This window comes from Streptomyces sp. NPDC054757, assembly GCF_053612185.1.
In genome coordinates this window covers 41,850-55,212 of record NZ_JBSHBW010000035.1, presented here as the reverse complement: position 1 = coordinate 55,212, position 13,363 = coordinate 41,850, and the positions used below count along the sequence as shown (strand labels likewise).

11 protein-coding genes are annotated in these 13,363 nt (G+C 71.7%); 3 read left to right on the top strand and 8 right to left on the bottom strand.

All coding sequences use genetic code 11. From position 1 onward, the window contains the following. Positions 1 to 457: 457 nt before the first annotated feature. The 3 genes from ACWGKJ_RS30275 to ACWGKJ_RS30265 all read right to left on the bottom strand — a co-directional run bounded on the left by ACWGKJ_RS30275 (position 458) and on the right by ACWGKJ_RS30265 (position 2,892). A complete protein-coding gene (locus ACWGKJ_RS30275; RefSeq protein WP_385024521.1) occupies positions 458 to 1,291 on the bottom strand; it encodes an alpha/beta fold hydrolase in 834 nt (277 codons plus the stop codon). Position 1,292: 1 nt separating this feature from the next. Then, positions 1,293 to 1,691: a RidA family protein gene (locus ACWGKJ_RS30270; RefSeq protein ID WP_385024519.1), complete on the bottom strand. Its 399-nt coding sequence runs from the start codon at positions 1,689 to 1,691 to the stop codon at positions 1,293 to 1,295. A gap of 91 nt (positions 1,692 to 1,782) precedes the next feature. Next, entirely contained in the window at positions 1,783 to 2,892 is a 1,110-nt protein-coding gene (locus ACWGKJ_RS30265; RefSeq protein WP_385024518.1) for an acyl-CoA dehydrogenase family protein, read from the bottom strand. Positions 2,893 to 2,980: 88 nt separating this feature from the next. Here ACWGKJ_RS30265 and ACWGKJ_RS30260 point away from each other — a divergent pair, with 88 nt between their 5' ends. Together ACWGKJ_RS30260 and ACWGKJ_RS30255 are read left to right on the top strand one after the other, a co-directional pair. Further along, a complete protein-coding gene (locus ACWGKJ_RS30260; RefSeq protein ID WP_385024516.1) occupies positions 2,981 to 4,579 on the top strand; it encodes an AMP-binding protein in 1,599 nt (532 codons plus the stop codon). Positions 4,580 to 4,664: 85 nt separating this feature from the next. After that, positions 4,665 to 5,507 (top strand): GNAT family N-acetyltransferase, encoded by an 843-nt coding sequence (locus ACWGKJ_RS30255; RefSeq protein ID WP_385024514.1) that lies wholly within the window; start codon positions 4,665 to 4,667, stop codon positions 5,505 to 5,507. Here ACWGKJ_RS30255 and ACWGKJ_RS30250 read toward each other — a convergent pair. Both ACWGKJ_RS30250 and ACWGKJ_RS30245 read right to left on the bottom strand, forming a co-directional pair. Beyond that, the gene (locus ACWGKJ_RS30250; protein WP_385024512.1) at positions 5,500 to 7,821 is read right to left on the bottom strand and encodes a bifunctional salicylyl-CoA 5-hydroxylase/oxidoreductase; all 2,322 of its coding nucleotides are present in this window, start codon (positions 7,819 to 7,821) and stop codon (positions 5,500 to 5,502) included. The two genes, ACWGKJ_RS30255 and ACWGKJ_RS30250, sit on opposite strands and share 8 nt — an antisense overlap. Then, positions 7,806 to 8,633, bottom strand: coding sequence for an enoyl-CoA hydratase family protein (locus ACWGKJ_RS30245; protein WP_385024510.1), 828 nt, complete (start codon positions 8,631 to 8,633; stop codon positions 7,806 to 7,808). Before ACWGKJ_RS30245 ends, ACWGKJ_RS30250 begins: the two co-directional genes overlap by 16 nt. Before the next feature lie 284 nt (positions 8,634 to 8,917). Between ACWGKJ_RS30245 and ACWGKJ_RS30240 the strand changes: the two genes are divergently transcribed. After that, entirely contained in the window at positions 8,918 to 9,349 is a 432-nt protein-coding gene (locus tag ACWGKJ_RS30240; protein ID WP_385024508.1) for an ATP-binding protein, read from the top strand. Here the strand turns inward: ACWGKJ_RS30240 and ACWGKJ_RS30235 are convergent. From ACWGKJ_RS30235 to ACWGKJ_RS30225, 3 genes are all read right to left on the bottom strand, one after another. Further along, positions 9,321 to 10,772, bottom strand: a complete 1,452-nt coding sequence (locus ACWGKJ_RS30235; RefSeq protein WP_385024506.1) for an amino acid permease — start codon at positions 10,770 to 10,772, stop codon at positions 9,321 to 9,323. The two genes, ACWGKJ_RS30240 and ACWGKJ_RS30235, sit on opposite strands and share 29 nt — an antisense overlap. Positions 10,773 to 10,985: 213 nt before the next feature. Further along, on the bottom strand, positions 10,986 to 11,993 hold the full coding sequence (gene argF, locus ACWGKJ_RS30230; protein WP_385024504.1) for an ornithine carbamoyltransferase: 1,008 nt from the start codon (positions 11,991 to 11,993) through the stop codon (positions 10,986 to 10,988). A gap of 84 nt (positions 11,994 to 12,077) precedes the next feature. Beyond that, the gene (locus ACWGKJ_RS30225; RefSeq protein ID WP_385024502.1) at positions 12,078 to 13,304 is read right to left on the bottom strand and encodes an arginine deiminase; all 1,227 of its coding nucleotides are present in this window, start codon (positions 13,302 to 13,304) and stop codon (positions 12,078 to 12,080) included. Positions 13,305 to 13,363: the final 59 nt, after the last annotated feature.

Genomic DNA, 13,363 nt, shown 5'->3' with positions numbered 1-13,363 from the left:
GATCTTTTTTTGAGTGGAAGATCACTACGGAAAGGACTTGAGAAGAGGGGTCATCTCAATTACCCTGGGCGCCCGCACGACTCCAGGGCGTAAGTTGGCAGACCGGGCGAAATGGACTTTTTCGCCGATAACACCGGACTGGCAGGGGATGTTTATCCATCGGATCTCGCGGGGTATCCTTCTCCCTACGCGGAGTATTCACATCGGTGGCGACGCCATTCATCGTCTCATACGACACGCAAAGCGCCGAACCCGGCCGGGCGGCGGCTCTCACCGTCGCATTCTTCAGCCTCTCTGAATGAGGATTTCCCGTAAAGGAAATAGCCCGGCCACTTTCCGGCGATATGGTGGATCCGTCCAATACCGGAAGCCGCGCGACACCGCCGGCCCAGCGGGGAGAAGGACGGTGGACCGGGCCGCGGGCCAGCGCGGCCCCCGTCAGCCCGTGGCGGCCCCGTCAGCCTGTGGTGGCGATGAAATCCCGTAGCGCTGATACGAGTTGCTCCGGCTGGTCCTCGGCGATCAGAGTGCCGCTGTCCTCGATCTCCAGGAGCCGCCCCTGCGGCAGCAGCCCGGCGAGCCGCCGGCCATGGGCCCGGGGCATCATGCGGTCATCGAGCGCCCAGACGACCAGGGCGGGCTTGTCGAACCTCCGCAGGCCCTCCGCGGCCTCCAGGAGTTCCGTTCTGCGTACGCCCAGACCGTAGCGGCGGAAGTCCTCGCGGATCGCCGGGTCGGTGAGGAGCGGGTGCAGCCAGCCGTCGACGATCTCCTCGGGGACAGGCCGCTTGGTGAGCGCCCCGAAGCCGACCGGCAGACGCCGCAGCGGCTTGACCGCGAGCGTACGGACCAGCAGGGGGATGCCGCCCGGCACCCGGCAGGCCAGTGCGATCAGTTTGCCCGGGACACCCGGCGGATAGTTGTCGAAGGCCTCACAGGACGTCAGGACCAGCCGGGCGAGCCGCTCCGGATGGCGGGCGGCGACGGACTGGGCGCGGCCGCAGTCGTTCTCGACCAGGGTGACGTCACTCAGCTCAAGCCGTTCGAGGAACTCGGCGATGAGCTCCACGACGGAGTCCGGGGTCAGCGGTACGTCACGGCGCATGGGGATGCGGTGCGCGCCGTACGGCAGGGTCGGCGCGAGCACACGGTGGCCGTGGCGCAGTCCTTCGACGACCTTGCGCCAGACGGTGGCGTCGTGGACGAGTCCGTGGAGGAGCACGACGACGGGGCCTGGGCCGCCGGTGTCCACGTACTCGACGGTGCCTGCGGTGAGTGTGATCTCGGGCATGTCAGGACAGTACGGCGACTCCGTCGATTTCGACCATCGCCTGCGCGTCCCAGAGCCGCGTGGCGCCGATCACCGCCATGGCCGGGTAGTCGCGTCCGGCCAGTCTCCGCCAGATGCGCCCCAGTTCGGCGGCGTGGGCGCGGTAGTCGGCGACGTCGGTGGCGTAGACCGTGACCCGGGCGAGGTCGGCGGGGCCGCCGCCCGCGGCGCTCAGCGCGGCGAGCAGATTCGAGAGCGCCACCTCGAACTGGGCCGGAAGGGTGGCCCCGGTGACCGCGCCCGCTCCGTCCAGGGCGGTCTGCCCCGCCAGGAAGACCAGCCGGGTCCCGGTGGCGACGACGGCGTGGGAGAAGCCGGTGGGGGGCGAGAGCTCCGGCGGGTCGATTCGGTCGAGGGTCATGCGTGCGGCTCCTTGGCGTCGGTCCGGCCTGGGCTCATCCGTGCAGCCCCCTGGCATCGGTGCGGCCGGGGCTCGTCCGGGCCCGTCCGCCTCATCCGTACAACTCCTTGGCGATGATGGTCCGCTGGACCTCGGTGGCGCCCTCGTAGATCCGCGGGGCGCGGACCTCGCGGTAGAGGTGTTCGAGGAGGTGGCCGCGCTGGAGGGCGCGGGCGCCGTGCAGCTGGACGGCGGCGTCCACCACGTACTGGGCGGTCTCGGTGGCGAAGAGTTTGGCCATGGCGGAGCGTTTGGCGATGCCCGGGTCACCCGCGTCGCAGGCGGCAGCGGCAGCGTGCACCAGCAGGCGTGCGGCCTCGGTGCGGGTGGCCATCTCGGCGACCTGGTGGGCCACGCTCTGGAGGTCCTTGAGCGGGCCGCCGAACGCGGTGCGCGCCGAGGTGTGCGCGACCGTCGCGTCCAGGGCAGCCTGGGCCATGCCGACCGCGAAGGCGCCGACACTGGGGCGGAAGAGGTTGAGGGTGTTCATCGCGACCCGGAAGCCCCGGCCCTGCTCGCCCAGGACGTCCTGCGGACCGACCGGCACCGCGTCGAACTCCAGCGTGCCGATGGGGTGCGGCGAGAGCATGTCGAGCCGGGACCCGGTCAGCCCCGGCCGGCCGGACGGCACCAGGAACGCGGTGATGCCGCGCGCCCCCGCGCCCTGCGTCGTACGGGCGAAGACCGTGTAGAAGTCGGCGTCGGGGGCGTTGGAGATCCAGCGTTTCCCGCCGGTGAGCCGCCAGCCGCCGCCGTCCGGTACGGCCTTCAGCTCCAGGGCCGCCGCGTCCGACCCCGCACCGGGCTCGCTCAGCGCGAAGGCGGCGACCGCACGGCCCGCGATCACCTCGGGCAGCAGCCGCGCGCGCTGCTCCGCGGTGCCGGCCTGGACGAGGGGGTAGCTGCCGAGCCCCTGGAGGGCGAGAGCGGTCTCCGCCTCGGTGCAGCCGTACGCCAGGGACTCGCGCAGCAGACAGAGATCGAGGGCGCCCGCACTGAACAGCCGCTCCAGCAGGCCCAGTTCACCGAGAGCGGCGACCAGGGGGCGGTTGACGCGGCCGGGCTCCCCCGCCGCGGCGATCGGCCCGAGCTCCTCGGCGGCCAGGGTGCGCAGCTCGGCGCACCACTTCCGCTGGTCCGGGTCCAGTGCGAATGCGGTCATCCCCGATCCCCTCTATCGTGAACCGTTGACTGTCGTCACGCAAACGATACGCTCCATATGCGATGCCGCCTAAGGGGGCGATCCTGTGATGGAGCTGAAAACCTCAGCGCACGTCGACACTTTTCCCCGCGAGCAGCTGCCGCCCGCCGACCAGTGGCCCCGGCTGCTCCTCGATGACCTTCCCGGGCCGGCCTGTCCGGACCGGCTGAACTGCGGGGCGGAGCTGCTCGACCGGACCGCCGAGCGCTTCGGTGCCGACCGCCCCGCCTTCCGTACCGGCGCCGGTGAGCTGTGGACGTACGGCGAACTCCGGGCCGAGGTCGCCCGTATCGCCCATGTCCTCACCTCGGACCTCGGGGTCGTGCCGGGGAACCGGGTGCTGCTGCGCGGCCCCACCACACCGCATCTGGCCGCCTGCTGGCTCGCGGTGGTGAAGGCGGGCGCGGTGGCGGTGACCGTACTGGCCACCCAGCGCCCGCACGAGCTGGCCGAGGTGTGCGCGCTCGCCCGGATCAGCCACGCGCTGTGCGACGCCCGCTCGGTCGACGACCTGGTGAAGGCGGAGGTCCCCGGGCTGCGGATCACCCCGTACGGCGGCGAGGGTCCTCGGGACCTGCTGCGGCTGGCCGCGGCCCGGCCCGATGAGTACGAGGCCGTCGCGACCTCAGCCGACGACGTCGCGCTGATCGCCTTCACCTCCGGCACCACCGGGCGCCCGAAGGGCTGTATGCACTTCCACCGCGATGTGCTGGCCGTCGCGGACACCTTCGCGCGGTACGTACTGAAGCCGCGGCCCGACGACGTCTTCGCGGGCAGCCCGCCGCTCGGTTTCACCTTCGGTCTCGGCGGCCTGGTGGTCTTCCCGCTGCGGGCGGGGGCCTCGGCGCTGCTGCTCGAACGGTCCGGGCCGCGCGAGCTGCTGCCCGCGCTCGCCAGGCACCGGGTCTCGGTGCTGTTCACGGCGCCGACCGCCTACCGCACCATGCTGGAGGGCCTGGACTCGTACGACGTGTCGGCGCTGCGGCGCTGTGTGTCGGCCGGGGAGAACCTGCCCGCGGCCACCTGGCACGCCTGGCACGAGCGGACCGGGCTGCGCATCATCAACGGCATCGGTGCCACGGAACTGCTGCACATCTTCATCTCGGCCGCCGACGGCGCGGTGCGCCCCGGCACGACAGGTGTTCCGGTGCCCGGCTGGCAGGCGCGGGTGGTCGACCGCTCCGGGCGCCCGGTGCCCGACGGCGAGCCGGGGCTGCTCGCGGTGCGCGGCCCGGTGGGCTGCCGCTACCTGGCCGACGCACGCCAGTCGGAGTATGTGCGGGACGGCTGGAACCTCACCGGGGACACGTATCTGCGCGACCGGGACGGCTACTTCACGTATGTGGCCCGCGCCGACGACATGATCATTTCCGCCGGTTACAACATCGCGGGCCCCGAGGTCGAGGACGCGCTCCTGCGCCACCCGGACGTCCTGGAGGCCGCCGTGGTGGGCCGCCCGGACACGGAGCGGGGGCAGGTGGTGGTGGCACATGTGGTGCTGCGCGAAGGGGCGGCGCGGGAGGCCGAGCCGCTGCGGGAGTTCGTAAAGTCCGAGCTGGCACCGCACAAGTGCCCCCGCGATGTGGTCTTCACGGACGCCCTGCCACGCACCGGCACGGGGAAACTCCAGCGGTTCCGGCTGGGGTGAGCGGGGGGCGGGGGCGGGGGGTGCTATCAGTGCATCGCCCGGAAATCGCGTGCCCCGCACCCCGGCACCGCGCACCATGTCCTGCATGACATGGACCTTCACCCGTGACCTGGACGTCTTCCTCGCCACGGCGGAGCCCGCCGCCGCCGCGCACCCTGCCGAGAACACGCTCGTCCTGACCATCACCGCCGCCCTGAGGCGCCATGGGCCGCGCTTCTACGGGGACGGCACACCGCTCTTCGGCTGGTGGCGCTCGGCGGACGGCACGGTGGACGGCTCCGTCGTATGGACACCACCGCGCCCTCTGCAGGTCGGTGTGGTCCCGCCCGAAGCGGTGCCGCCCCTGGCACAGGCCCTCGGCGAGCGGGGCGTCACCGCCGTCAACGCCGAACGGGGCGTGGCCGACGCGCTCACCGCCTCGTGGCGCGGCCGTACGGTCGCGCAGGAGCAACGTCTGTACCGGCTCGCCGAGTTGACCCCGCCGTCGCCCTGCCCGGCCGGCCGGGCCCGTACCGCCACCTTCGCCGACCGCGCGCTGCTGATCGAGTGGCGCCGTGCCTTCGGGCGCGACACCGGGCAGTCGGCGGACCGGGTGGAGAGCGCCGTCGACGACCGGCTCTCGTACGGGGGTCTGTCGCTCTGGGAGCACCGGGGCGTCCCGGTGTCCATGGCCGGGGTGACCCGTCCCACCGCGGGCACCGTGCGCGTCGCCCCGGTGTACACCCCGCCCGGCCTGCGCGGTCGTGGCTACGCGGCAGCGGTCACCGCGCACGTCAGCCGGGCGGCGCTGGACGCGGGCATGGCCGAGGTGCTGCTGTTCACCGATCTCGCGAACCCGACCAGCAACGGCGTGTACCAACGCATCGGATACCGGCCGCTGGCCGAGCGGGTCGTCGTCACCGGGGCGGGCCGACCAGCCGTCACATGAGGGTGAGCCGCGGCTTCGGGGCGTCCGTCCGGCCCGTTCTGGGGGCCCGGCTGCCCGCCCGGTAGGGCAGGGGCCAGGGGGCCGCCGGGCCCTCGTAGCCCTGGTCCGATGCCGCGTGCAGGGTCCAGTGCGGGTCGTACAGATGCGGGCGGGCCAGAGCGCAGAGGTCCGTACGCCCGGCGAGGAGCAGGGAGTTGACGTCGTCCCAGGACGAGATCGCGCCCACCGCGACCACCGGGACGCCCAGTTCGTTGCGGATACGGTCGGCGAACGGGGTCTGGTAGGAGCGGCCGTACGCGGGCTTCTCGCCGGGGACGACCTGCCCCGTCGAGACGTCGATCGCGTCGGCCCCGTGGGCCGCGAAGGCGCGGGCGATCGCCACCGCCTCGTCCGGTGTCGTGCCGCCGGGCGCCCAGTCCGCCGCCGAGATACGGACCGTCATCGGCCGGTCGTCGGGCCAGGCCGCCCGCACCGCGTCGAAGACCTCCAGGGGAAAGCGGAGACGGCTCCGGAGCGGACCGCCGTACCCGTCGGTGCGCAGATTGGTGAGCGGGGAGAGGAAGCCGGAGAGCAGATAGCCGTGGGCGCAGTGCAGTTCGAGCAGGTCGAAGCCGGCCTCGGCAGCGCGGCGGGCCGCTTCGGTGAACTGTCCGCGCACCGCGGTGAGCCCGGCCGTGTCCAGCTCCGCCGGGGTCTGGCTGACGCCCGGCCGGTACGGCAGCGGGGACGCGGCCGACAGCGGCCAGTTGCCGTCCGGGAGCGGCTCGTCCATGCCGTCCCACATCAGGCGGGTGGAGCCCTTGCGGCCCGAGTGCCCCAGCTGGACGCCGATGGCGGTGCCGGGCGACTGCGCGTGCACGAAGGAGGTGACGCGCTGCCAGGCGGTGGTCTGTCCGTCGGTGTAGAGGCCGGCGCAGCCGGGCGTGATGCGGCCCTCGGGGCTCACGCACACCATCTCGGTCATCACCAGGCCCGCGCCGCCGAGTGCGCGGGCGCCCAGGTGGACGAGGTGGAAGTCGCCGGGGACACCGTCGTGTGCCGCGTACATGTCCATGGGCGAGACGACGACGCGGTTGCGCAGTTCGAGGCCGCGCAGCCGCAGCGGGGTGAACATCGGCGGGGTGCCGCCGCGGCAGCCGAAGTCGCGCTCCACCGTGTCCGTGAAGGTGCGGTCGCGCAGCCGCAGATTGCCGTGTGTGACCCGGCGGCTGCGGGTCAGCAGATTGAAGGCGAACTGCCGTGGCGGCTGGCCGAGATACATCTCCAGCTGCTCGAACCACTCCAGGCTGGCCGCGGCAGCCCGCTGGGTGGAGGCGACGACCGGGCGGCGTTCGCTCTCGTACGCTTCGAGAGCCGACGCCAGGTCGGGCTGTTCCCCGATGTTCGCCGCCAGGGCGAGGGCGTCCTCGACGGCGAGCTTGGTGCCGGAGCCGATGGAGAAGTGCGCGGTGTGGGCCGCGTCCCCGATCAGCACCGTGTTCCCGTGCGACCAGCGTGCGTTGACCACGGTACGGAACGCGGTCCAGGTGGAGTTGTTGCCGGTGAGCGGGCGCCCGCCGAGCGCGTCGGCGAAGATCCGGGCGCACCGCTCGGTGGACTCCTTCTCGTCGCAGCGGTCGAGGCCCGCGGCGTGCCAGACCTCCTCGCGCATCTCGACGATGACGGTGGAGGCCGTGGGCCCGTACGGGTAGCCGTGCAGCTGCATCACACCGTGCTCGGTCTCGGCTGTCTCGAAGCGGAAGGCGTCGAAGGCGAAGGGCGCGGAGAGCCAGATGTAGCGGCAGCGGTGGGTGGTGACGCGGGGCCCGAAGGTTTCGGCGTAGGCCCGGCGGGTGGCGCTGTGCACCCCGTCGGCGGCGACCACCAGGTCATGGGTCGCGGCCAGTTCGCCGGGGGGCGGCGCCTCGGTGCGGAAGCGGATCCGTACGCCCAGTTCGCGGCAGCGCCCGTGCAGGATCTCCAGGAGCCGGCGCCTGCCGAGCGCGGCGAAGCCGTGTCCGCCCGAGGTCAGGGTCGTGCCGCGGTGGACGATGTCGATGTCGTCCCAGCGTACGAACTCGTCCTGGAGGGCGCGGTGGACGGCCGGGTCCGCCTGCTCGATGCCGCCGAGCGTCTCGTCGGAGAGGACGACGCCGAAGCCGAAGGTGTCGTCGGGGGCGTTGCGCTCCCAGACGGTGACGGATCTGGCGGGGTCGAGCCGTTTGAGGAGGGCGGCGGCGTAGAGGCCGCCCGGCCCGCCGCCGACGACCGCGATCCGCAGGGCGGGGCGCGGGCGCTCTCCCGCACCGGCCGCCACGGCTACCTGCCCTGCCACTTGGGGGGCCGCTTCTCGGTGAAGGCGGCGTGGAACTCGGCGTAGTCCTCGCCGTTCATCAGCAACGCCTGTGTGGTGGCGTCCAGTTCGACGGCCGCCGCGAGCGGCATGTCGAGTTCGGCGGTGAGCAGCGCCTTGGTCTGCGCGTACGCGAGGGCCGGCCCTTCGGCGAGGCGGCGGGCCAGCGCGGCGGCCCGCCGGTCCGCGCCGCCCTCCTCCGCCACCTCGCTGACCAGGCCGATCCGCTCCGCCTCGGGCGCCAGGACCGGCTCCCCCAGCATCAGCAGCCGCGTCGCGTGCCCGAGTCCGACGACGCGGGGCAGCAGATAGGCGGCGCCCATATCGCCGCCGGAGAGCCCGACCCGGGTGAAGAGGAAGGCGAACCGCGCGGTCGGGTCGGCCACCCGGAAGTCGGCGGCCAGGGCGAGGACGGCGCCGGCGCCCGCCGCGACCCCGTGCACGGCGGCGATCACCGGGAAGGGGCATTCGCGCAGGGCCCGGACGACCTGTCCGGTCATCCGGTTGAAGTCGAGGAGCTGGGCGGTGTCCAGGGCCAGGGTGGCGCCGATGATCTCCTCGACATCGCCGCCCGAGCAGAATCCGCGGCCCTCACCGGCGAGGACCAGGGCCCGTACCGACCGCTCACGGGACAGCTCGGCGAGCAGGTCGCGCAGGTCCGCGTAGGCGCCGAAGGTGAGGGCGTTGAGCTTCTCCGGGCGGGCGAACGTGACGGTCGCGACCCCGTCCTGCCGGCTCACCCGGAGGTGCTTCCAGTGCTCGACGGGGTCTGCTGAGCCGGAAAAGGGGCTCATGGGGTGCGGCCTCCTTCGGTCGGGGGCTCGTCCGGAGGAGGCCGGCCGGGACCTGGTGACAGAGCGGCGTGCCCCCTCAAATTATCACTCCGGCGTGACTACCGTCACGGGTACGCGATAGAGAGGCGCCGGAGCCTCCGTCAGGAAGGGCCTCCGGCCGGAAGTCCCGTCAGAATGTGGCGCAGGTCCCTTTTCCTGCGGGCCGCAGCCTCTACTCGCAACGTCCCCGGCTCCGTATCGTTGAAATCAGGACAACCCCCTCCACACCGAACGGAACTCCAGCCGTGCCGGACACCTCGCGCCCCGCCTCATGGCGCATCGCCCTGCCGCACACCGCGGCCGCGGTGCCGATAGCGCGCGCCCTGATCCGTACGGTGCTCGCCGACCTGGAGGGCGAGGAGGCCGCGGACAGCGACACGGCCGAGCTGCTCACCTCCGAGCTGGTCGCCAACGCCGTGGAGCACACGCTCGGCGACGAACCCATCGAGCTGGTCGTCGAGGTGCTGCATACCGGCTGCCAGGTCGAGGTGCACGACCGGGACCCGGCCCCGCCCGGCGATCTGGTCCACCCGGCCCCGGCAGGCCCGCCCGACCCCTGGCAGGAGCACGGTCGCGGTCTGCTGCTCATCCGGACGCTCAGCTCGTCCTACGGCCACCGCCCGACCGAGCACGGCAAGGCCGTCTGGTTCACCCTGCCTGCGGGGCCTGCGTACTGAGCCGCGAACGGCGGCGCCCGTAGCCCGCGTAGACGGCCGCGCCCACCAGCAGGAAGCCCGCGAACTGGAGCCAGGTCCGCCACCCGGTCCCGTACATCAGGTACACACAGAACCCGACCCCCAGGACAGGGCTGACGGGGAAGAGCGGCACCCGGAAGGAGCGCGGCAGCTCCGGGTGGCTGCGGCGCAGCGCGACGACGGCGACGTTCACCGCCACCATCGTGGCCAGCGCCCCGATAGTGGTCAGGTTCACCACGACGTCGAGCGAGGCGAACGCGGCGGGGACCGCCACGACGGTCGCCACGATCCAGGTGTTGGAGACCGGCGTCGAGGTCCTCGGGGAGACCTTCTCGAAGACGCCGGGGACCAGCCCGTCGCGGGACATCGACATCAGGATGCGGGTCTGCCCGTACATCACGGCGAGCACCACAGAGGCGATGGCGACGACCGCCCCGAAGGCGATGACACCGCCGCCCACGGACGAGCCGGTGACCTGGTTGACGATCAGTGAGAGGGCCGCGGGCCGGTCGGCGACGGCGGGCGCGCCGAACGCGCCGATGGCCGCCACGGCGACCGCGCAGTAGAGCACGGTGACGACGCCGATACAGATCATGATCGCGAGCGGGATGTTGCGCCGCGGGTTCCGCACCTCCTCACCCGCCGTGGTGATGGCGTCGAACCCGATGTACGAGAAGAAGGCGATCGAGGCACCGGATGTGATGCCGCCGACGCCGTCGGGGGCGAACGGCACCAGATGGCCGTCCCGGAACGCGGTGAAGGCCACGGCGCAGAAGACCAGCAGGATGCCGATCTTCAGTACGGCCATCGCCGCCGTCGCGCGGGCACTCTCCCGCACCCCGCGCACCAACAGGGCCGCGGCGAGCGCGACGACCACGACGGCCGGCAGGTTGATCACCCCGCCGTCGCCCGGGCCGCTGGAGAGCACCGCGGGCAGCTGCCGCCCGACGAGGCTGTTCAGCAGTTCGTTGAGGTACTGGCTCCAGCCGACGGCGACCGCGCTCACCGAGATGCCGTACTCCAGGAGCAGACACCAGCCGACCAGGAAGGCGGTGCGCTCGCCGAGCGTGGCGTACGCGAAGGAGTACGAGCTGCCCGACACCGGGATCGCGCCGCCCAGCTCGGCGAAGGAGAACGCGGTGAAGACACAGGTGACCGCGGCGAGCACGAACGAGATGATGACCGCGGGCCCGGCCTTGGCCACCGTGTCGGAGAGGCCGACGAAGATACCGGTCCCGACGATGGCCCCGACGCCGAAGCACACCAGCTGGAAGAGGCCCATGGTGCGGCGCAGTCCGTGTCCCTCCAGGTCCGCGCCGGACTCGGCGATGAGGAGTTCGGGCGGCTTGACGCGCAGACCGGGGCGGCGAGCCGGGCGCGGTTCTGCGGGGCGGGGGGAACGCATGGGGGGGCGGGTCTCTTTCCGGACGTGCGCGGAGCGGCGCGCACAGGGGGCACACACGGCACAACGGGGGGCACACAGCGCAGTGGGGTTCGAGCGTGCGAGCCCGAACCCCACCAAGGGACGACATCGTAGCCGCCTTGTCGCATATTCACCCAATTGGGCGTATTGCTATCCCTTGCCGGTCGGCCGGGCACCCCTGGCCGGCCGGTTCGGCTACCCCTGACCTGCCAGCGTGGCGACCATGACCGCCTTGATCGTGTGCATCCGGTTCTCCGCCTCGTCGAAGACGACCGAGTGCTCCGACTCGAAGACCTCGTCGGTGACCTCCAGCTCGCTCAGCCCGAACTGTGCGTGGATGTCCCGTCCGACCTGGGTGCCCAGATCGTGGAAGGCGGGCAGGCAGTGCAGGAACTTGACCCCGGGGTTGCCGGTGGCGCGCAGCACGTCCATCGTCACGGCGTAGGGCGAGAGCGCGGCGATGCGCTCGGCCCAGACCTCCTTCGGCTCCCCCATCGACACCCAGACGTCGGTGACGACGAAGTCGCAGCCCCGCACCGCATCGGTGATGTCCTCGGTGAGTGTGACGGTGCCACCGCTCTCCGCGGCCAGCTCCCGCGCCCGCGCGACGACGCTCTCGGCGGGCCAGTAGGCGCGCGGGGCGGCGATCCGGACATCGAGACCGAGCAGCGCGCCGGTGATCAGATAGGAGTTGCCCATGTTGAAGCGGGCGTCGCCGAGGTAGGCGAAGACGATCCGCTCCAGCGGCTTGTCGCTGTGCTCGGTCATGGTGAGCACATCGGCGAGCATCTGCGTGGGGTGCCAGTCGTCGGTGAGCCCGTTGTAGACGGGAACCCCGGCGTGCGCGGCCAGCTCCTCCACCTGCGGCTGGCTGTCGCCGCGGTACTCGATGGCATCGAACATCCGGCCGAGCACCCGCGCGGTGTCCTTGAAGGACTCCTTGTGCCCGATCTGCGAACCGGAGGGGTCGAGATACGTCGTCGACGCCCCCTGGTCGGCCGCGGCGACCTCGAAGGCGCAGCGCGTCCTGGTGGAGGTCTTCTCGAAGATCAGAGCGACGTTCCGGCCGCGCAGCCGCTGCACTTCGGTGCCCGACTTCTTGGCCGCCTTGAGCTCGGCGGCCAGCTCGACCAGGGCGCGGAACTCCTCCGCGGTGAAGTCGAGCTCCTTGAGGAAGTGGCGGCCTGCGAGGTCTATCGCCATGGGGACTGCTCCTGGGTCACGCGGGGAGGGGTCGCGCGTAGTGGGGACGGGGGTCAATGGAAGTCTATGCGATTGATCGCATCACTATACGGCATCCCGCTGAACCGGGCAGCTCATGCACCGCGGCCCTCCCCTGCCCCGCCCCAGCTCACTCCCCGGGATCTCGATGACGTCGATGCCCTCCTTGCGCAGATGTGTGTTGGTGGTGAAGTTCCGCTCGTACGCCACGACCACCCCCGGCTCGACGGCGAGGACGTTGCAGCCGTCGTCCCACTGCTCGCGCTCCGCCGAGTGCACGTCCTGGGTGGCGGTCAGCACCCGGATACCGCTCAGCCCCAGCGCCGCGGCGATCGCCTGGTGCATCTGCTCCGGGGGATGGTCGGTGACCTTCAACTCCCTTTCGGTGCTGCCCGGTTCGATGGTGTACGAGCGGAGCATCCCGAGTCCCGCGTACTGGGTGAAGGTGTCGCCGTCGACCATCGTCATCACGGTGTCCAGATGCATGAAGGCCCGCCGCTTGGGCATGTCGAGCGCCACGATGGTGCGCGCGGAGCCGGCCGCGAAGAGTCCGCGGGCCAGCATCTCCACCGCCTGCGGGGTGGTCCGCTCGCTCATTCCGATCAGGACCGCGCCGTTCCCGATGACGAGGACGTCGCCGCCCTCGATCGTGGACGGGTAGTCGACCTGCCCCTGCGACCAGTGGTGGAAGGCCCCGGAGCCGGTGAAGAGCGGGTGGTGACGGTAGATCGCCTCGAAGTGGACGGTCTCGCGCTGCCGGGCGGGCCAGCGCATCGCGTTGATGGAGACACCGTCGTAGATCCAGGCCGATGTGTCCCGGGTGAACAGGTGGTTCGGCAGCGGGTCGAGCAGGAAGTCGTCCAGGTCCATCACATGGAAGCGGACCGAGACCGGCTCCCGGTAGCGCTCCAGGAACTCCCGCTTCGTCATCCCGCCGACCAGCACCTCGGCCAGGTCGGCGACGGACAGTTCGTCGAAGACCGTCCGCAGATGGTGGGTGGCGAGCGGACCGTACTCCTTCTCGTCGAAGACCCGGTCCAGGACGAGCGTGCGGGCCTCGGGCACCTCCAGCGACTCCCGCAGCAGGTCGTCGAAGAGATGCACCTCCACACCGCGCTCGCGCAGCACGTTGGCGAAGCCGTCGTGCTCCTGGCGGGCGCGGCGCACCCACAGCACGTCGTCGAAGAGGAGCGCGTCCTTGTTGCTGGGGGTGAGCCGCTTCAGTTCCAGACCCGGCCGGTGCAGGATGACGCGGCGCAGCGGCCCCGTCTCGGAGTCGACATGGAATCCCATGCCCCCATCCTGTCCCCGGTCCGCCCCGCTCACCCCTGAAGGGAACGAGCGGGGCGTGT

Excerpts from the sequence above, each read along its gene's own strand:
- ACWGKJ_RS30275 (WP_385024521.1), bottom strand. The coding sequence starts at position 1,291 with ATGCCCGAGATCACACTCACCGCAGGCACCGTCGAGTACGTGGACACC.
- ACWGKJ_RS30270 (WP_385024519.1), bottom strand. The coding sequence starts at position 1,691 with ATGACCCTCGACCGAATCGACCCGCCGGAGCTCTCGCCCCCCACCGGC.
- ACWGKJ_RS30265 (WP_385024518.1), bottom strand. The coding sequence starts at position 2,892 with ATGACCGCATTCGCACTGGACCCGGACCAGCGGAAGTGGTGCGCCGAG.
- ACWGKJ_RS30260 (WP_385024516.1), top strand. The coding sequence starts at position 2,981 with ATGGAGCTGAAAACCTCAGCGCACGTCGACACTTTTCCCCGCGAGCAG.
- ACWGKJ_RS30255 (WP_385024514.1), top strand. The coding sequence starts at position 4,665 with ATGACATGGACCTTCACCCGTGACCTGGACGTCTTCCTCGCCACGGCG.
- ACWGKJ_RS30245 (WP_385024510.1), bottom strand. The coding sequence starts at position 8,633 with ATGAGCCCCTTTTCCGGCTCAGCAGACCCCGTCGAGCACTGGAAGCAC.
- ACWGKJ_RS30235 (WP_385024506.1), bottom strand. The coding sequence starts at position 10,772 with ATGCGTTCCCCCCGCCCCGCAGAACCGCGCCCGGCTCGCCGCCCCGGT.
- argF (WP_385024504.1), bottom strand. The coding sequence starts at position 11,993 with ATGGCGATAGACCTCGCAGGCCGCCACTTCCTCAAGGAGCTCGACTTC.
- ACWGKJ_RS30225 (WP_385024502.1), bottom strand. The coding sequence starts at position 13,304 with ATGGGATTCCATGTCGACTCCGAGACGGGGCCGCTGCGCCGCGTCATC.